Annotated in this window: 18 protein-coding genes; 10 read left to right on the top strand and 8 right to left on the bottom strand. The window is 66.0% G+C overall.

Going from position 1 to position 17607, the window contains the following annotated elements:
* Positions 1–226 precede the first annotated feature (226 nt).
* From NA2_RS15355 to NA2_RS15335, 5 genes are all read left to right on the top strand, one after another.
* Positions 227–556, top strand: coding sequence for a BA14K family protein (locus tag NA2_RS15355; RefSeq protein WP_040678131.1), 330 nt, complete (start codon positions 227–229; stop codon positions 554–556).
* Between the two features lie 512 nt (positions 557–1068).
* Positions 1069–1311 (top strand): DUF1344 domain-containing protein, encoded by a 243-nt coding sequence (locus NA2_RS15350; RefSeq protein ID WP_008597922.1) that lies wholly within the window; start codon positions 1069–1071, stop codon positions 1309–1311.
* A gap of 175 nt (positions 1312–1486) precedes the next feature.
* On the top strand, positions 1487–2707 hold the full coding sequence (locus tag NA2_RS15345) for an NAD-dependent epimerase/dehydratase family protein (RefSeq protein ID WP_008597921.1): 1221 nt from the start codon (positions 1487–1489) through the stop codon (positions 2705–2707).
* A 12-nt stretch (positions 2708–2719) separates the two neighbouring features.
* Positions 2720–3544: a glycosyltransferase gene (locus NA2_RS15340; RefSeq protein ID WP_008597920.1), complete on the top strand. Its 825-nt coding sequence runs from the start codon at positions 2720–2722 to the stop codon at positions 3542–3544.
* Positions 3541–4452: an NAD-dependent epimerase/dehydratase family protein gene (locus NA2_RS15335; RefSeq protein WP_008597919.1), complete on the top strand. Its 912-nt coding sequence runs from the start codon at positions 3541–3543 to the stop codon at positions 4450–4452. The genes NA2_RS15340 and NA2_RS15335 overlap by 4 nt, the downstream gene beginning before the upstream one ends.
* A gap of 155 nt (positions 4453–4607) precedes the next feature.
* Here the strand turns inward: NA2_RS15335 and NA2_RS15330 are convergent, their stop codons facing one another.
* Both NA2_RS15330 and NA2_RS15325 read right to left on the bottom strand, forming a co-directional pair.
* Complete coding sequence (locus tag NA2_RS15330; RefSeq protein WP_008597918.1) at positions 4608–5816, bottom strand: mandelate racemase/muconate lactonizing enzyme family protein; 1209 nt, start codon at positions 5814–5816, stop codon at positions 4608–4610.
* Positions 5817–5826: 10 nt separating this feature from the next.
* Positions 5827–6915 (bottom strand): Zn-dependent alcohol dehydrogenase, encoded by a 1089-nt coding sequence (locus NA2_RS15325; protein WP_192814186.1) that lies wholly within the window; start codon positions 6913–6915, stop codon positions 5827–5829.
* Positions 6916–7096: 181 nt separating this feature from the next.
* Here NA2_RS15325 and NA2_RS15320 point away from each other — a divergent pair, with 181 nt between their 5' ends.
* The gene (locus NA2_RS15320) at positions 7097–7486 is read left to right on the top strand and encodes an acyl-CoA thioesterase (protein WP_008597916.1); all 390 of its coding nucleotides are present in this window, start codon (positions 7097–7099) and stop codon (positions 7484–7486) included.
* Between the two features lie 22 nt (positions 7487–7508).
* Here the strand turns inward: NA2_RS15320 and NA2_RS15315 are convergent, their stop codons facing one another.
* From NA2_RS15315 to NA2_RS15285, 6 genes are all read right to left on the bottom strand, one after another.
* The gene (locus tag NA2_RS15315; RefSeq protein WP_008597915.1) at positions 7509–8816 is read right to left on the bottom strand and encodes a hemolysin family protein; all 1308 of its coding nucleotides are present in this window, start codon (positions 8814–8816) and stop codon (positions 7509–7511) included.
* Between the two features lie 61 nt (positions 8817–8877).
* Positions 8878–9723: an extensin-like domain-containing protein gene (locus NA2_RS15310; protein WP_008597914.1), complete on the bottom strand. Its 846-nt coding sequence runs from the start codon at positions 9721–9723 to the stop codon at positions 8878–8880.
* 113 nt (positions 9724–9836) lie between these two features.
* Positions 9837–10637: an extensin-like domain-containing protein gene (locus NA2_RS15305; RefSeq protein WP_008597913.1), complete on the bottom strand. Its 801-nt coding sequence runs from the start codon at positions 10635–10637 to the stop codon at positions 9837–9839.
* Positions 10638–10698: 61 nt separating this feature from the next.
* Positions 10699–11127 carry a DUF3775 domain-containing protein gene (locus NA2_RS15300; protein ID WP_008597912.1) on the bottom strand — a complete coding sequence of 143 codons (429 nt, stop codon included), beginning with the start codon at positions 11125–11127 and terminating at the stop codon, positions 10699–10701.
* Positions 11128–11205: 78 nt separating this feature from the next.
* Positions 11206–12096 carry a DMT family transporter gene (locus tag NA2_RS15295; protein WP_008597911.1) on the bottom strand — a complete coding sequence of 297 codons (891 nt, stop codon included), beginning with the start codon at positions 12094–12096 and terminating at the stop codon, positions 11206–11208.
* Between the two features lie 501 nt (positions 12097–12597).
* Complete coding sequence (locus NA2_RS15285) at positions 12598–13728, bottom strand: PQQ-dependent sugar dehydrogenase (protein WP_008597909.1); 1131 nt, start codon at positions 13726–13728, stop codon at positions 12598–12600.
* Positions 13729–14127: 399 nt separating this feature from the next.
* On the opposite strand from NA2_RS15285, the gene greA reads away from it, so the two are divergent.
* The 4 genes from greA to NA2_RS21295 all read left to right on the top strand — a co-directional run bounded on the left by greA (position 14128) and on the right by NA2_RS21295 (position 17594).
* Positions 14128–14601, top strand: a complete 474-nt coding sequence (gene greA, locus NA2_RS15280) for a transcription elongation factor GreA (RefSeq protein ID WP_008597907.1) — start codon at positions 14128–14130, stop codon at positions 14599–14601.
* Positions 14602–14614: 13 nt separating this feature from the next.
* Positions 14615–15700 carry a glycosyltransferase family 4 protein gene (locus tag NA2_RS15275; protein ID WP_008597906.1) on the top strand — a complete coding sequence of 362 codons (1086 nt, stop codon included), beginning with the start codon at positions 14615–14617 and terminating at the stop codon, positions 15698–15700.
* Complete coding sequence (locus NA2_RS15270; RefSeq protein WP_040678127.1) at positions 15697–16635, top strand: glycosyltransferase; 939 nt, start codon at positions 15697–15699, stop codon at positions 16633–16635. Before NA2_RS15275 ends, NA2_RS15270 begins: the two co-directional genes overlap by 4 nt.
* A 176-nt stretch (positions 16636–16811) precedes the next feature.
* On the top strand, positions 16812–17594 hold the full coding sequence (locus NA2_RS21295) for an FkbM family methyltransferase (RefSeq protein ID WP_008597903.1): 783 nt from the start codon (positions 16812–16814) through the stop codon (positions 17592–17594).
* Positions 17595–17607 lie beyond the last annotated feature (13 nt).

Here is a 17607-nt window from a genome sequence, read left to right as displayed (position 1 = left end):
CCGTGCCGCGCGTCCATCGCGCCTCGCAAAGCCACGGTAGCACGGTTATCTCGGCTTTTCATTATGGCAAATCTTTGTTGCAGCCGTGTAACGTGCGGATTTCGCGGCGTTTCCCGCGTTCTGCGAAAAAATTTCGCCCCTTGCTTGAACCAATCGGCGGCGTGCCGCGACCCATGGTCATCGGACGGCCGGGGTGGCCGGCCAGGTTCATCACAAGGAGGATGACATGACCATCAAACGCACCATCGCCACCGGCCTGCTGGCCGCCACCGTCGCCGTCACCGCGCTTGCGGGCGCCGTCAGTCAGAGCCGCGCCGGCAGCCTGTCGCCGGGCGAGGCCGCGGCCATCGCCGGCGTCGGCGGACTGATCGTCGGCGGGCTGATCGCCGATTCCCGCCACCGCTATTACGGCCCCGCCTATGCGCCGGCCCCGGTCTATGGCGGCGGCTCCTGGCAGCGGCACGTGGCGCGCTGCTATGCCCGCTACCGGTCCTACGACGAATACAGCGACACCTTCCTCGGCTATGACGGCTACCGCCATCCCTGCCGCCTCTGATCGCCCCTTTCCCGAAAACCGGACGAAAGGAGGTTGACCGGACGACGCAGACGCATCCGACGGGTGGCCGCTCCCCGCTCTCCCATATCCGTTGCGGTCATCCCAGGGCCGGCGCATCCCTCGCGCCGGCCCGCTTTCACGCGATGGGCCGGACGGTAACCGGAATTGACCGTCCCCGTCGCCCGCCGCTGCGAGTGAACGCGTTTCGTGATCGCTGTCCGGGGCGATCTGGGCGGGAGTGCAGCACGCCGCCCCATTCGCGCCACACCGGCCCCGCCTTGGCGGGCGCGCGGTTGGCGCGGGGCCTTGCCCGATTGCCGCCATGGTTGCCGGCCGTGGGGAGAATTGCGGCTTCGCTGGGGCATCGTTCGTGTTTGAAACGGTCATCCTGTTTGATTTGAGATCGGCCGGCTCCGCGCCCTACCTTCTGCCTGCCGGTCCGGTTCTCCCGGTTCCCCCAAGCCTCAACGGAGGGCTGGTCCGGCGTCTTGAAAGCCAAAGGAGTTCACTCGATGAAGACCATTCTTGCAGCCATCGCCGCGACCGGCATGCTCACGCTGGCAGCCTATGCGGCTGAGGTAGAAGGCACGGTACAGACGGTCGATCCGGCAACGCAGACCATCGCCCTCGACGACGGCACGGTCTACACCGCGGGCGCCGGCGTCGACCTCACCAGCCTCGCGGCGGGCGCCAAGGTCAAGCTGACGATCGACGACGCCACCAATGAGGTGACCGCCGTCGAAGCCGGGATGTAGCGCTTCTTTCCTCCAGCAGTGTGGGCCGGCTTCCATCGGGAGCCGGCCTTGCCGCGTCCCGCGCCATACTGTTTCGGAACAAACTGTCACAAATCTCTGTTAAGGGGTATTTCTCGAACAGATTCGACGGTTCCCCGCGACCGGAAGCAGATGTTCTTATCGGAGGCAGACACAAATGAAGATTGCAGTTCTCGGCGGCGATGGCTTCGTCGGCTGGCCGACATCCCTTCACCTGTCGGCGGGCGGGCACGAGGTGCATATCGTCGACAATCTGTCCCGGCGCTGGATCGACACGGAACTGGGCGTCCAGTCGCTGACGCCGATGGATTCCATCCAGGAACGCACCCGCATCTGGCACCAGGAAACCGGCCGGCGCATCAGGTTCCACCTGATCGACCTGGCGCGCGACTATGACGTCCTGAAAGCCTGGCTTGCCGAGCACCGGCCGGACGCCATCGTGCATTTCGCCGAACAGCGCGCCGCGCCCTATTCGATGAAGAGCGACCGGCACAAGAACTACACGGTCAACAACAACACGAACGCCACCCACAACCTGCTCAACGCGATGACCGAGATCGGCCTCGACGCGCATCTGGTGCATCTCGGCACGATGGGCGTCTACGGCTATTCGTCGGTCGGGGCGGCTATTCCCGAGGGCTATCTGCCGGTCGGCATCGCGACGCTCGCCGGCGAGACGGCGACGCAGGAGATCCTCTATCCGAGCAACCCCGGCTCGATCTACCACATGACCAAATGCCTGGATCAGCTCCTGTTCCAGTTCTACGCAAAGAATGACGGCGTGCGCATCACCGACCTGCACCAGGGCATCGTCTGGGGCACGCATACCGCGGAAACCCGCCTCCACCCGCAGCTGATCAACCGCTTTGACTATGACGGCGACTACGGCACGGTGCTGAACCGTTTCCTGATCCAGGCGGCGATCGGCTATCCGCTGACCGTGCACGGCACGGGCGGGCAGACGCGCGCGTTCATCCATATCCAGGATTCCGTGCGCTGCATCGACCTGGCGCTGAAAAGCCCGCCGAAGCGCGGCGACCGGGTGGAGATATTCAACCAGATGACGGAGACGCACCGGGTGCGCGATCTCGCTGAGCTGGTGGCGCGCATGAGCGGCGCGAAGGTCGCCTACCTGCCAAATCCGCGCAAGGAAGCGGCGGAAAACGATCTGGTGGTGAAGAACGACAAGTTCCTGGCGCTCGGCCTCAATCCGACGACCCTCGAGGAGGGGCTGCTTGCGGAAGTCGTCGATGTGGCGAAGAAATTCGCCTACCGCGTCGACCGCAGCCGCATCCCGGCCGTCTCCGCCTGGACCAAGGACATCGCGCCGACCATCGAGCGCGACCCGGAGGGCAAGCGGCTGAAAAGCGTCGGCTGAGCGGCGGCGCTCATGTCGAAAAATGCCTATGTGACGCTGGTCACCAATGCCGACTACGCCATGGGCGCGTTGGCGCTGGTGCGGTCGCTGAAACATACCGGCACCGAGGCCGATATCGTCGTGCTCCACACCGGCGGTGCGCCGGCGGAAGCGCTGGAACCGCTGTCGGCGCTCGGCGCGCGGCTCGTGCCGGCGGCGTTGCTGCCGACATCGGACGCGTTCAACGAGCGACACCAGCGGGCGCGGCTGCATGCCGATGCGCCTTTCACCAAGGGCAACAAGCCGGCCTTTCATACGCCGCTCGACAATTTCGCAAAACTCCGCCTGTGGCAGATCACCGGCTATGAGACGGTGGTGTTCATCGATGCGGATGCGCTCGCGGTGCGCAATCTCGACCGGCTGTTTTCCTATCCGGAATTCTCGGCGGCGCCGAATGTCTATGAGAGCCTTGCGGACTTCCATCGCCTGAATTCGGGCGTGTTCGTCGCCAGGCCCTCCGAAGCGACTTTCCAAAGGATGCTGGAACGGCTCGACCGACCCGACGCCTTCTGGCGGCGCACCGACCAGACGTTCCTGCAGGATTTCTTCCCGGCCTGGCACGGCCTGCCGGTGTTTTTCAACATGCTGCAGTATGTCTGGTTCAACATGCCGGCGCTTTGGGACTGGAAGTCGGTTCACCTGATCCACTACCAGTATGAAAAGCCCTGGGAGAAGGATCATCCCAAGGCACGGGAGCTCGCCCCGCTGATCGATCTCTGGAATGCCTATCACGTGGGAGACGGGATCCCGGACACCGACACGCTGGACAATCCCCCTTCGAACGATCCCGCACCATGACGCCGCCGCACAGCATCGTCTCGGGCGGGACCGGTCTCGTCGGACGCTTCATCGTCGGGGCGCTGCTGGAGGCGGGGCACCGGGTGACGGTGATGGGCCGGCAGCAGCCCGTCGATGGGTTTTTTGGCGGGCCGGTTGCCTTTGCGCCGCTCACGCTGGAGCCGCGGGTTGCCTCAACGGGTTTGTTCGAGGGCGGTGACTTTTTCGTCCATGCGGCCTTCGACCACGAACCCGGGAAATATCGCGGCGGCGAGGGGCAGGATGCCGAGGGCTTTCGCCGGCGTAATCTCGACGGCAGCGTGGCGCTGTTTCGCGCGGCGCGGGCGGCGGGCGTCGCGCGCACCGTGTTCCTGTCGAGCCGCGCGGTCTATGGCCCCCGTCCGGCGGGGGAGTTGCTGGACGAGCAGGATGAATGCCGGCCCGACACGCTGTACGGGACCGTCAAGCTGGAGGCGGAGCGGGAACTGGCTGGGCTTACCGGTGCGGATTTCACGGGCGTCAGCCTGCGCGTGACCGGCGTCTACGGGCCGGCCGGCGCCAGCCGGCGACACAAATGGGCGGACCTGTTCGGGGATTATCTTGCGGGTCGGGCCATCGCGCCACGCGTCGGGACCGAAGTGCATGGGCGCGATGTCGGCGCCGCAGTCCGGCTGGTGCTGGAGGCTCCGGCGGACACCGTCGCGGGGCGGGTGTTCAATGTCTCCGATCTTCTGCTCGACCGGCGCGACCTGCTGGCGCTCGTCGCGCGTGCAGTGGGGTGTGGGTATTCGCTGCCGGAGCCAGGTGATAAGGGCAGCGTCAATGCGATGACAACCGCGCGGCTTACCGCCCTTGGCTGGCAGCCAGGCGGGACGGCGCTGCTTCAGCAAACGGTCATACAGCTGTTGGCTTCGCGCCAGGCATCGTGACGCGTTGTGTCGCGTGTCCGTTTGGATGCCGGGATGCACGGGATGGATGAAGTGTTTGACCGTTCACGCATTGATTCAGATTCCTCATGCGCTGAATCGCCCTGTAACGATAACCGTATGAAAACACGGAAATAATCTCCGCCCCATGACGGCGTTCAAAGCGGCGTTTGCGTCATGTCCAGGTGTAGATGCGGTCCGTCATAGGGGTGTGCCTCGGCGACTGCTTCATCGAGTTCCACGCCGAGGCCCGGCTCCTTCGAGGGGATGACATAACCGTCCTCCCACTGGATCCTCGTCTTCAGAAGCGTTTCGTGAAACCCGTCGAAGGTGCGGATCGCCTCGAGGATGAGGAAGTTCGGCAGCGTGGCCGCGATCTGAATGTTCGCCGCGGCGACGATCGGCCCGCAATAGCAGTGCGGTGCGATCTGGATGTGATGCGCTTCGGCCATGGCGGCGATCTTCTTTGTTTCGAGGATGCCGCCGGCCCGACCGAGATTGGGCTGCAGCACGCCGGCTGCGCCGAGTGCGATCAGGCGGGCGAATTCGTAGCGCGTCGTTAGCCGCTCGCCGGCGGCGATGGGGATCGATGTGCCTCGTGCCACCTCGGCCATGGCCTCCGGCATGTCGGGCGGCACCGGCTCCTCGAACCACAGGGGATCGTAGGGTTCCAGCGCGCGCGCCATGCGACGCGCGCCCGAAGGGGTGAACTGGCCATGCGTGCCGAACAGGATGTCGGCGGCATCGCCGACCGCCTCGCGGACCGCGGCGACCATGCGGACGGACAGGTCGATGTCGGCGCGGCGCGGCTGCCGTCCGCCGAACACGGTGTAGGGGCCGGCGGGATCGAACTTGACGGCGGTGAAGCCCTGCCGGACGCAGGCCCGGGCGGCCTCCGCCGCGAGATCGGGATCGTTGTAGACGTTGCGGGGGCTGTCGGTTTCGCCCGGGTAGACGCTGCCGGTCGCCGGGTAGAGATAGGTATAGCTGCGCAACCGTTCATGCACCAGGCCGCCGAGCAGCTTGTGAACCGGTTGGCCGGCCTCCTTGCCGATAATGTCCCAGCAGGCCATTTCCAGCGCCGAGACGCAGCCCATCAGGGTCGGGTCGGGACGCTGGCTGAAGCCGGAGGAATAGGCGCGGCGAAAGAAGGTCTCGATGTCGTGCGGATCGTGGCCGATCAGGTAGCGCTCCGCCACGTCCTCGATCAGCCTTGCGGTGAGGTGCGGTCCGAAGGAAGCTGCATAGGCTTCGCCATAGCCCACCACGCCGCCATCCGTCACCAGCTTGACGAAGATGAAATAGCGTCCACCCGCCTGCGGCGGCGGGTTTGCGGTGACGAAGGTCCTGATCTCTCGAATCTTCATGAGAGCATCTTCAGTCAAAGACCAGCACGTTGCGCAGCGCCCGGCCTTGCTTGACGGCGGCGATAGCCTCGTTGATCTCTTCGAGCCGGTAGCGGGCGGTGACCAGCTCGTCGAGCTTCAGGCGGCCCTTTCGATAATGCTCGACGAGGATGGGGATATCGTGGGCGATGCGCGTCTCGCCCATTTTCGAGCCGATGATCTTCTGGTTCCAGGCGGCGAGCTTTCCGGGATCATAGGGAATGCGCACGCCGTTCGGCGGCATGCCGACGACGATCACCGCGCCGTTCCTGGTGATGTAGCGAGGGGCGCTGGCAAGGGCCGCCTCGACCCCGACGGTGACGAAGACGAAATCGACGCCGCGCCCCTGGGTCAGGTGCCTGATCTCCTTTGCATGATCCGGGTCGGCCGGGCTGAAGCCATGGGTGGCGCCAAATGTCTCTGCCGCCGCCAGCTTGTCGGGGCTCAAGTCGATGGCGATGACCGGGCTTGCCCCGGCCAGTGCCGCGCCCTGGATGCTGTTCAGGCCGACGCCGCCGCAGCCGATGACCGCCACCGCGTGGCCGGGCGCGACCTTCGCCGTGTTGGCGACCGCGCCGTAGCCGGTGATGACGCCGCAGGCGAGCAGCGATGCCACGTCGAAGGCGATGTCTTCGGGGATCTGCGCGAGCTGGCTTTCATGGACGACCACCTTCTCGGCAAAGGCGCCCGTCCGCAGCCCCTGTTCGCAGGCCTCTCCGGTTGAGAGGGTGAGCGGCCCCTTCTGGTCGAGCGGAAACACCTCCTCGCACATCACGAGGCTGTGGCGGACGCAATAGTGGCAGTGGCCGCAGGAGCGGATCAGCGTGACGACCACATGGTCGCCGGGTTTCGCCGTCCGGACGTCGGGACCGACGGCGGAGACGACGCCCGCCGCCTCGTGTCCGTAGACTGCCGGCAACGTGCCGCCCCAGTCGCCGTCGGCATAGGAAATGTCCGAATGGCAGATGGCGCAGGCCTTCACGTCGACCAGCACCTCGCCGCGACCGGGCGGCGCCAGGTCCAGGGTTTCGATGCTGAGAGGGCGGCCGAACTCCCGGCAAAGGGCGGCTTTGATCTGCATGAAGGCCTCGCTGGCATGGCAGGGAAGGGGATTTAAGCCGGAAAATCCGGTTCTGGGCAATGGAAAGCCGACATCCGCCATCACGCATCCGCCAGCGGCAGGCTTGCCATGCGTCGGGCATTGTTGACGCGCGGTGGGCTGCCAGCTAGGCCGGGATAACGACAACAAGGGAACATCCGCCATGAACGAACAGTCCGCGCAGCCCGCCGGAGACTTGACGCTGCGCACCCAGGCCATGCCTGGCGACGCCAATGCCGCCGGCGATATCTTCGGCGGCTGGGTGATGGCGCAGATGGATCTGGCGAGCGGCATTCGCGCCGCCGAGCGCGCGCGGGGCCGCGTCGTCACCGCAGCGGTGAAGGAGATGGCGTTCGCCAAGCCGATGAAGGTCGGCGACACGCTCTGCGTCTACACCCGCATCGAGGGCGTCGGCCGGTCATCGATCATGCTCAAGGTGGAGGCGTGGGCGCAGCGCTATCTTTCGCAGACCATGGAAATGGTGACGCATGCCGATTTCGTCATGGTGGCGCTGGATGGCACAGGAAAGCCGACGCCGGTGCCGCCGGAGTAAGGGCGGCCCCGTAGGGTAAGGATCAGTCCCCGGCAGTCTCTGCCGGCGCCACCGGTTTGGAGGCGAGCACCCGGTCGATCCGGCGACCGTCCAGGTCCATGATCTCGAAGTGCCAGCCCATCGCGTCGATGCTCTCGCCGGTCTTCGGCAGGCGGGTGAACTCGGCGAGCAGGAAACCTGCCAGCGTCGTGTAGCTGTGTCCGGGCGGCAGGGTGAAGCCGAGGTGATCGGCCATCTCGTCGGCGGGCATGGAGCCCGGCAGCAGCCAGGAGCCGTCGGAGCGCTCGACGATGTCGCGCTCGCCCTCGTCCGCGTCGGCGCGGAACAGGCCGGCAATGGCTTCGAGAATGTCCGAGGGCGTGATGATCCCCTCGAAATGACCATACTCGTCGTGGACGAGCGCCATCGGCACTTTCGCCTCGCGCAGCACGGACAGCACGTCGAGTGCTGCCGCGAAATCGTGCACGACGGGTGCCGGCAGGACATGAGTGCGGATGTCGAGCGGCTTGCCGGCAAGATTGGCGGCGAGCAGATCCCGCAGCTTGACGACGCCGGTGATCTCATCGACCGAGCCGTCGCCGGCGGGCAGCAGGGAGTGGCCGGACTCCGTCATTGCCGCCGCCAGCGCCTTCTCGTCGGAGGAGATGTCCAGCCAGTCGACGTCGGTGCGCGGGGTCATGATGGCGCGCGCCTTGCGGTCGGCCAGCCGCATCACGCCGGCGATCATGCGGCGTTCGTCGCTTTCGATGGTGCCGGAGCTTTCCGCCTCTGCGATCAGGGTGCGGATCTCCTCGTCGGTGACGCGCTGGCTGGATTCGGCGCTCTGGCCGAGCAGGGCAAGCAGGACCCGTCCGGAGACATCGAGCAGCCACACCAGCGGCAGGGCGATGCGCGACAGGAGCACCATCACCGGCGCGACCCTGATGGCGATGCCCTCGGCGTTCTTCAGCGCGATCTGCTTCGGCACCAGCTCGCCGACGATCAGCGAGACATAGGTGATCAGGGCGACCACCAGCCCGACGCCGGCCGGGTTGGCGATGCCGGGCGCGATGCCCTGCACGATCAGCCATTCCGAAAGGCGCGTGCCGAGCGTGGCGCCGGAGAAGGCACCGGAAAGCACGCCGACCAGCGTGATGCCGATCTGCACGGTCGACAGGAAGCGGCCGGGATCGGCCGACAGGGCAAGGGCGCGCGCCGCGCCGCGCTGGCCCTGGTCGGCGCGGGCCTTCAGCCGGGCGGGGCGGGCCGAGACGACGGCCAGCTCGGACATGGCCATGAAGCCATTGAAAACGATCAAGACGAACAGGATGAGGATTTCGACGAACAGCATGGCTGCTCTTTAGCATTCGCTGCGTGGCAACGCGACCCCGCGGAAGGCAGGAGGCTCTTTCCTACTTGCAGGCGCGGTAGCCGTTGCGGCGCCCCTTCAGGTCGAAGTGGAAATGGTCGCGGTGGTCGTAGTTGTAGCCGGGGCCGAGCACGGTGGTGAAGTAGTCGCATCCCTCGGCGCGGACGGAGTTCAGAAGGCCGCGCTGGCGGAAGGCGAAGAAGCCGGGCTTGCGGACATCGACCTCGCGTCCGTTCTTCAGCTCGATGCTCATCACATCGAGCGCGTTGCCCTTCGAATGTTCCGAGGCGACGCTGGTGCCGGCGATCTTCCGGCAGGAATAGCTCGAACCCTGGCGGATTTTGCCGATGCCGGTGAGGTAGCGGGTGCGGGCGGCCGGGGCGAGCTCGTTCTTCGTCCAGCGGGCGAAGGTCTCGGCCATCTGGCAGTTGAGCGTCGCGGCGGGCGACATGGCGATCCCGCCCGACAGGCCGCTGACCTCGACCGGCCAATCGACGCGGCAGGCGCCGCCATCGTTGATCGGCGCGAGATCGCGATAGGTGACGCCGAGCCGTTTCAGGCGCCGGCGGCAGGCGACTTCCTCTGCCGGCATGACCGCCGCGGCGGCGGGATCCTGTGGCGGCGTGAAACGCGGATAGGCGACCATCATCGGGTTGGAGGGCACCAGCGCCTGCATGCCGCGCGTCGGAACGGGGGCGGAGGGGGCGGGCGCGATGCGCGCGACCGGCACGGCGGCCGTGCTGAAGCCGACATCGATTTCGGGGCGAGGCGACATGACGTCGCTGACCGAGCAGGCGGAAAGGGCGACAAGGACGGCCGAAAGAAGCGCGGCGCGCGCGCTTCCCCGCCACGCCGGAACCGTGCGGTTCCCGTCAAGCCTTCCCGCCATAAGCTGCTCCCGTCGACCCAGACACTCCAGAGAGAGACGCCAGCCTAGAGGGATCGGGTAAAGGAAAGGTCAGCGGAGGGATTCAGACCTGTGGCGCGAATGAGGCGGCGGGGTCACTGGCAGAAGGCGTAGTCGTTGCGCCGCTCCTTCATGTCGAGGTGGAAGTGATCGGCATGGTCGGCGTCGCTGCCGGGGCCGAGGACGGTCCTGAAGGGACCGCAGGCGGCCGCGCGGAAGGCGTCGAGGAACTCCTGCGCCTTGCCGTTCCGGTCCTGCTGCTGCTCCACGGGAATCGTGGTGCCGTCGGACAGGATGAAGGCGCCGATGTCCAGGGCGTTGCCGTAGGCGTGTTCGGAGAGGTTTTCCGTTCCCCGGCGCGGGCGGCATACATAGGCGGAGGCGTGGCGCACGGACTGCACCGCCTGGCCGAGATGCTCCTGTGCCAGCGAAGGGACCTGCGCGACGAAGAAGTCGACCAGGGCGCGGGCGGTGCGACAATTGACCAGGGCCACCGGCTCGAGCGCGATCGCCGGCGATAATCGGGTGATCGTGATCGGATGCGGGATCGCGCAGCCGCCGGGCTCGGCGATGGGGGCGTGATCGGTGAAGTCGATGCCGAACGTGGTCAGCGCGGCGCGGCAGCTGCGCTCCTCCGCCGGCAGGCCGGCAGCGCCTGCCTTTCCGGCCGGGGATGGCTCCTCAGAGCGCTCGGGCCGCGGTGTCGGGATGGGAACGGGGACCGACATTTCGATCTGGCGGACCCGGCCGGGCGGAGGGAAGGCCGGTGCCTGCAACCGGCCCGCGCCGGCTTGCTGGCCGCCCTGCATTGCCGGTGCCGAAACGGGAAGGGCGGCGATGACGGCGGCAAGGAGAGCCGGCAGGAGCCGCCGCGGTGCCTGTGAGGGTGCGATCATCGCCCTTGCATGGCCGAAACGCGGTTGATGGGGAAATAAGGCAGGACGTGCCGCATCCGGCTCAGGCGACGGTGAGGGCGTCGAGGCCGGCATCCAGCCAGTCGCCCAGCATCGGCATGCCGAGCAGATAAGTGGCGACGCGCTTGCCGTTGTGCTGCCGGGCCTCGCCGACCGCATCCGCCCATTCCGCCGGCTCATAATCGCCGCGGCCGATCCAGGCGATGGCGATCAGCTCGGCGGCCTCGTCGACATTGAGATCGGCGATGAGCTCGCGAAATTCCTCCTCGGTGAGGTTCTCCTCCTCTTCCTCGGCAAGCCCGTCATGCTGGTGCCGGTCCCCGGCATCCCCGTCGATCTCGATCTCGTGCTCCTGCCCGTCCACATAGTCGTCGCTCAGGGCGGCGCTGATCGCGCGGGCCTTCAGGGCCAGGAGACGGACGGTATCGGGACCGATGGTCAGATCCCATTCCTTCTCGACAGGTTTCTGCACGTTCTTTCCTCCGGCAGTCTTGCCGGCATCTTAGCGCAGAACGGGGCAAAGTAGAGACCGGATTGTCCGCGCAGCGGTTCAGGAGGCGGCACTGCGGCGGGCGCGCAGCGCGGGGATGATCTCAACCGCCAGTATGGCGGCGAAGATCAGGGCGCAACCGGCCAGGCCCAGGGGCGGGAGGCGCTCGCCGAGGAAGAGGGCGCCGAACAGGGCGGCGAACACGGCCTCGGTGGAAAGGAAGATCGCGGCCTGCGGAGCGGTGGTGTAGCGCTGGCCGACCACCTGCAGGGTGAAGGCGATGCCGCCGGAGAAGATGCCGGCATAGAGGATCTCGGGCAGGGCGAGACGGATCGCCGCAAACTCGATCGGCTCGATGGCGAGCGCGATACCCAGCGCCAGGACGGCGGTGACGGTGAACTGGGTGACCGCGAGGGTGACCGGGCGGCCCGTATTGGCGGCGCTGCGGGCGATCATGATCACCTGCAACGCCCAGAACGCGGCGCAGACGATGGTCAGCCAGTCGCCCGGCTGGAAGGCGACGCTGCCCGCGCCCGACAGGAGCCAGATGCCGGCCAGCGCCGACAGGGCAGCAGGCCAGACCACCGCATGCGGCCACTGGCGGAACAGGATCACGGCGAGGAACGGCACCATCACCACGTAAAGCCCGGTCAGGAAACCGGAATTGGTGACCGTGGTCGTGAGCAGGCCAACCTGCTGGGCGGTCATGCCGGCGAACAGAAGCAGGCCGATGACGGCGAAGTTCCGCCAGTCGCGGGAACCGAGGGCGGCGGGGCTTCGGCGCGCTTCCCAGATGGCGAAGGGCAGCATGGAAATGCTGGCGATCGCAAACCGCAGGCCGATGAACAGGAGCGGTCCGATGACGCTCATGGCGGTCGACTGGGCGACGAAGCCCATGCCCCACATGGCGCCTGCGATCAAAAGGAGAAGATTGGCCTGGAAACGTGACATGGCGGACCGGAAATCTGATGTTGACCGGCTTCATAGTGACAGAGCGCGGCGGCGGCAAGGGCGCTCCTTCCGACCCACTCGCGCCGGGGTTGCGTTCAGTGCTTCGGTTCGAGGGGAAAGAATGTTATAAAGGGAAGCTACCAAGTCTACATCATTGATGGAGCATCGGAAGAACCGAAGGCCGGATTCCGCTTTTCGGTTCGAAGCTCCAGACCACAGGCAGCGGCTCCAGATTTCCGAACGAGGAGTATCGCGTGATGGCTTGCATTCTCAATCTGATCCTGATCACCGCCTTCTGCTTCATGCTGCTTTCAGGCAGCGCTCTGGCGCGGGAAGGCTATCCGTCCAAACCGGGGTGCGATCCCGAATGCGCGGCACCCGCATATCCGCCTGCCGGGGAACCGCCGCGTGCCCCCAGGATGAACCTTCTTCATGCCGGTCCGCGCGACCGCTGGCCCCGCCAGCCGGGCAAGCGGTGCTGCATCTTCACCTGCATCTGCGTCAATCCGTGGCTCGTGCAATTCGGATGATCGAGCCGTTGCGCTCGTCCGTCAGAAGCCAGATCGACCCGTCTGGCGCGACGGCGACATCGCGCAGGCGTCCGAACGCGCCTTCGAACAGGCGTTCCTCGCCGACGATGCCGCCGTCCGCGTTTCGATCAAGGCGCGCCAGCAGGTGATATTTCAGGGCGGCGACGAGGAAGTCGCCCTGCCATTCGGGGAACATGTCGCCCTCATAGACGGCGACGCCTGACGGGGCGATCGAGGGATCCCAGTAGTGCGCCGGCTGCTCGTAGCCGTCCGCTTCGCTGCCGACGCCGATCTTCAGGCCGCTGTAGTGGCGGCCATAGGAAATGACGGGCCAGCCATAATTGCGGCCCGCCTGCGGCTGGTTGACCTCGTCGCCGCCGCGCGCGCCATGCTCGACGGTCCAGAGCGAGCGGGTGACCGGATCGAACACCGCGCCCTGCGGGTTGCGATGGCCGATCGACCATAGTTCCGGTGCCGCATCGCTCCGCCCGGCGAACGGATTGTCTTGCGGCACGCTGCCGTCGGGATTGATGCGCAGGACGGAGCCCGCGTGATCGGACGGATCCTGCGCCCTGTCGCCCGCGCCGCGGTCGCCGATGGTGAAGAAGAGCGTTCCGTCGGGATGCACGACGATGCGCGAACCGAAGTGCTGGCCGCTGTTCGTCTTGCGGTTCATCGTGAAGATGGTGGCGGTGTCCTCGAGCCGGTTGCCGCCCGCATCGCGCACCAGCCGCGCGCGGGCGATCGCCGTTCCGGCTCCCGCCTCGCCGGGTTCCGAATAGGAAAGGAAGATCGTGCCGCTGGTGGCGAAGTCGTCAGCCAGCGCCACATCGAGCAGCCCGCCCTGACCTGCCGCCGCCACCTCCGGCACGCCGGCGATGGGATCGGACAGCACGCCGCCGGCAAACAGCCTCAGCCGGCCCGCCCGTTCGGTAACAAGCGCGCTGCCGTCCGGCAGAAAGGCCAGGCCCCAGGGATGCTCCAGTCCGCGCGCCAGCGTTTCGGCCTCGACGGTGAAGGCCTCGGTCTTGAAGGTCTGGGCCGCCGCCGCGCAGGCGGTGCCGGCGAGGAGAGCCGCCGTGGCGAGGATCGTCTTTCTCATCGATTGCACCTTTAGCGTTCTGCCGCCGGGTGGATCACGCGGCGTCCGCACGAATGCGGAGAATGAGGGGAAGGAGCATCGCCTGCGCATCCAGCAGGGCATTGCTCCCGTTGCTCGGTCCCTGTCGAAGATAGGCGCAAGCATGGGCAGGACAAGGCCCTCGGGGTTGCGCAGCGCGAGGGAGCCGGACGGACGGCAACGGCGGCTGCCTGACGATGAAGAATTTAGATGAAAATCGCCGCAGGCTTGTTATATTTGCCGGAGTCATACGAAACGGTTCCGTAGGCAGAAGCTTTCGGACCGTTTCTTTTTATGCGCGGTGGCGGTCAGACGATGCCGGAAGCGCTTCCCGCGCTGACGGTTGCATGCCCTGTCTCCAGGTCTGGAAGGTGAACTGAAATGAACAAGGTCCCGATGACGTCAGCCGGATCCGTGGCGTTGAAGGAAGAATTGCGCTGGCGCCAGCAGGAAGAGCGGCCGCGCATCATCGAGGCCATTGCCGAAGCGCGTGCCCATGGCGACCTTTCCGAGAATGCCGAGTACCACGCCGCCAAGGAAGCGCAGAGCCTCAACGAAGGCCGGATCGGCGAACTCGAGGACCTGATCGCGCGCGCGGAAGTGATCGATGTCAGCAAGCTTTCCGGCGATACGATCAAGTTCGGCGCGACGGTGATGCTGGTCGACGAGGACACCGAGGAAGAGAAGACCTACCAGATCGTCGGCGACCAGGAAGCCGATGTGAAGGCGGGCCGCATTTCCATCTCCTCGCCCATCGCGCGGGCCCTGATCGGCAAGGCGGTCGGCGATTCCATCGAGGTCAACGCGCCGGGCGGCGCGCGGGGCTACGAGGTCGTCGAAATCCGCTACGGCTGACGGCCGGCCCGTCATGTCCGACGCCGCGCGTCCAGGAGAAGCCAAGGGGCCGCGCCGCGTCAGCGACGTGGAAATTGTCGCTCCCAATTTCAAGAAACGGCTGTCCGGCGTCACCAGCACCATCGTGCAACTGGTGCCAGAGCAGGCGAAGACGCTGCGCATCGCCGCATTGGGGCCGGGATTGCCGAAGGACGTTCCGCAACTCGCATGGTGGCAGACGCCCGGGCTGCTTGCCCGCCCCGCGCGGCGTCCCTTCCGCATCTGGCATGCGCGGCGCAACATGGAGATGCTGGGCGGCATCGTCCTCAGGCATGTGCTGCGCGCGCCGGTGAAGCTCGTCTTCACCTCCGCCGCGCAGCGCCGCCACTCGCGCTACACGAAATGGCTGATCCGCCGCATGGATGCGGTGATCGCCACCAGCCGGCGCTCCGGCTCATTTCTCGACGTGCCGCACAGGGTCGTCATGCATGGCGTCGACACGGCGCGGTTTCATCCGCCCGCCGATGCCGAGGACGCATGGAGCGCCACGGGGCTGCCCGGCCGCTACGGGATCGGCTGCTTCGGCCGCATCCGGCACCAGAAGGGAACGGACCTTTTCGTGGAGGCGATGATCGCCCTCCTGCCGCAGTTTCCCGACTGGACGGCGGTGGTTCTGGGACGGGTGACAGCGGAGAACCGGGCGTTCGCCGACGCGCTGCGCCGGCGGGTCGACGAGGCCGGCCTCTCCAACCGGATCGTCTTCATGGGCGAGGTTCCCGACGCGACGCCGTGGTATCGCCGCGTCAGCCTCTATGTCGCGCCCTCGCGCAACGAAGGGTTCGGCCTGACCCCGCTCGAGGCGATGGCCTCGGCCACAGCGGTGGTGGCGAGCACTGCGGGGGCCTATGAGGAGATGATCCTGCCGGGGGAGACCGGCGCGGTGGTCCCGGCAGGCGACGGCGCGGCGCTGGAGGCTTCGATCAGGGCCTATCTGGCGGACCCGCAACTGGCCGGCGCGCACGGGCAGGCGGGCCTCGATCACGTGCGGGCGCGGTTCGCGCTCGCCAGCGAGGCAGAGGGTGTCCGGGCCGTCTACGACACCTTGTGGGCGGCGCCATGAGCCACGCGATCATCATCGCCCGCGACAATGCCTATGGCCTGACCCAGGACACCGCCATCCTGAAGGCGGCGCTGGAGGCAGGCGGCCTGACCGTTTCGACGGCGACGCCGAGGCGCAGCCTGATCGACCGCTTCTTCGGCGGCCGCAAGGCGGACCTGGCGATCCACATGGAGCGCGTCTTTCCGGCCTGGCTGGGCGGCGCGCGACGCACCATCCTGATGCCGAACCAGGAACGTTTCCCGCGGCGGCATCTTGGGCGGTTGAAGCGCGTGGACCTGGTGCTTGCCAAAACGCGCCACGCGGAGGCGATCTTTTCCGGTCTCGGGGTCGAGACGGTCTATTGCGGCTTCACCTCGCCCGACCGGTATCTGCCGGAGGTGGAGAAGGATTGGCGACGGTTCTTCCACCTGGCGGGCGGCAGCACGCTGAAGGGCACGGAGGACATCCTCGCGCTGTGGGAAAAGCACCCGGAATGGCCGGAACTCGTGCTGGTGCAGAAGGCCGACAACGCACCGAAATCCGTGCCGGCGAATGTCCGCCTGCTGGCCGGCTACACGGACGACGCCACCTTGAGGCACCTGCAGAACACCTGCGGCATCCATCTTTGTCCGTCGCGCTCGGAGGGGTTTGGCCACTACATCCTGGAGGCCATGTCGTGCGGCGCCGTGACCGTCACCACCGACGCGCCGCCGATGAGCGAGCATGTGACGGCCGAAACAGGCGTTCTGGTGCCCCACGCGCGGAGCGAGCCGCGGCATCTGGGGACGAATTATTTCGTTGACTGGGATGCGCTGGAGGTGGCTGTGGAAGACCAGTTGTCCCGGGACTTGCGCCAGCTTCGGCTTTCGGGCCAAAAGGCACGGCAGCGATATCTGGGTATGAAGTCCGATTATCGGCATCAGGTCGAACGAATCGTGCATTCACTGAAGGATTGAACCTTCTCTGCACCACGCGCGTACGGCCAGTGCCGTCTTGCGCCGAAGCATGGAAAAGGTCGGATACAGGGAAGGGGAACGGGGTGAGAAACTGGCGCAGCCTGATGAGCCTGAATGCTCTGCACAACTATCTAAGACTCAGACGGAAACGCTCAAGGCGGCGCATGAGTGTGTATATGGGCAACAACACGGTCCTGACGGAGACGTTCTTCGGATCGAAGATCTATGTCGATTCCGAAGACATCTCGCTGTCACCGCACATTATCAAGGGTGGCCACTGGGAACCCTGGGTCACGGAGTTTCTGATACGGGAATTGCGCGTGGGCGATGTTTTCCTCGATATCGGAGCCAATTGCGGCTTCTTCTCCCTGCTCGCAAGCCGTCTTGTGAAAGCCCGCGGTTTCGTTGTCGCCTTCGAACCGCAGGCAAAGCTTGCCGAGCTGTTGTCGAACAGCCTTGCCGTGAACGGCCACGCCGACACGTCGCGGGTCGTGGCCAAGGCGGTCGGTGAAACGGCCGGGACGGCTCATCTCGGGCAAGTCGGGAACTTTCGCGGGTCGGCGTCGCTTACCCCTGGCTTTGGTGAACCGCATCCGGATGCGACGGATGTGAGCGTTGTGACGCTGACAGAAGCACTGCACGAGATCGCTTCCGAAACGGGGCGGGAACTTAGACCAACTGTCATCAAGATCGATGTCGAGGGGTATGAGTTCAACGTCTGGAAAGGCATGCAGGGTGTTCTGGATGAAGCGGGCTCCATGGTCATCCTGATGGAGTTTTCTCCGATCAGATATGTCGATCAGGGACAGGATCCCCACACCTTCATCAAGGAAATGCGTGAAAAAGGTTTCTCGCTGTCTCGATTGAATTACCAGTCGATGGAGGAGGACTTTGATGACGCGTTCGTTGACGAGCTCATCGGGAACAAGGGCTATTTCGATCTTGTCATGAGAAGATAGTGGTTTGGCATCT

The organism is Nitratireductor pacificus pht-3B, assembly GCF_000300335.1.
GTDB lineage: Bacteria > Pseudomonadota > Alphaproteobacteria > Rhizobiales > Rhizobiaceae > Nitratireductor > Nitratireductor pacificus.
This window is presented reverse-complemented; position numbering and strand designations above follow the sequence as displayed.

Coding starts and splice junctions, on each gene's coding strand:
- NA2_RS15355 (WP_040678131.1), top strand. CDS start 227: ATGACCATCAAACGCACCATCGCCACCGGCCTGCTGGCCGCCACCGTC.
- NA2_RS15350 (WP_008597922.1), top strand. CDS start 1,069: ATGAAGACCATTCTTGCAGCCATCGCCGCGACCGGCATGCTCACGCTG.
- NA2_RS15345 (WP_008597921.1), top strand. CDS start 1,487: ATGAAGATTGCAGTTCTCGGCGGCGATGGCTTCGTCGGCTGGCCGACA.
- NA2_RS15340 (WP_008597920.1), top strand. CDS start 2,720: ATGTCGAAAAATGCCTATGTGACGCTGGTCACCAATGCCGACTACGCC.
- NA2_RS15335 (WP_008597919.1), top strand. CDS start 3,541: ATGACGCCGCCGCACAGCATCGTCTCGGGCGGGACCGGTCTCGTCGGA.
- NA2_RS15330 (WP_008597918.1), bottom strand. CDS start 5,816: ATGAAGATTCGAGAGATCAGGACCTTCGTCACCGCAAACCCGCCGCCG.
- NA2_RS15325 (WP_192814186.1), bottom strand. CDS start 6,915: ATGCAGATCAAAGCCGCCCTTTGCCGGGAGTTCGGCCGCCCTCTCAGC.
- NA2_RS15320 (WP_008597916.1), top strand. CDS start 7,097: ATGAACGAACAGTCCGCGCAGCCCGCCGGAGACTTGACGCTGCGCACC.
- NA2_RS15315 (WP_008597915.1), bottom strand. CDS start 8,816: ATGCTGTTCGTCGAAATCCTCATCCTGTTCGTCTTGATCGTTTTCAAT.
- NA2_RS15310 (WP_008597914.1), bottom strand. CDS start 9,723: ATGGCGGGAAGGCTTGACGGGAACCGCACGGTTCCGGCGTGGCGGGGA.
- NA2_RS15305 (WP_008597913.1), bottom strand. CDS start 10,637: ATGATCGCACCCTCACAGGCACCGCGGCGGCTCCTGCCGGCTCTCCTT.
- NA2_RS15295 (WP_008597911.1), bottom strand. CDS start 12,096: ATGTCACGTTTCCAGGCCAATCTTCTCCTTTTGATCGCAGGCGCCATG.
- NA2_RS15285 (WP_008597909.1), bottom strand. CDS start 13,728: ATGAGAAAGACGATCCTCGCCACGGCGGCTCTCCTCGCCGGCACCGCC.
- greA (WP_008597907.1), top strand. CDS start 14,128: ATGAACAAGGTCCCGATGACGTCAGCCGGATCCGTGGCGTTGAAGGAA.
- NA2_RS15275 (WP_008597906.1), top strand. CDS start 14,615: ATGTCCGACGCCGCGCGTCCAGGAGAAGCCAAGGGGCCGCGCCGCGTC.
- NA2_RS15270 (WP_040678127.1), top strand. CDS start 15,697: ATGAGCCACGCGATCATCATCGCCCGCGACAATGCCTATGGCCTGACC.
- NA2_RS21295 (WP_008597903.1), top strand. CDS start 16,812: ATGGGCAACAACACGGTCCTGACGGAGACGTTCTTCGGATCGAAGATC.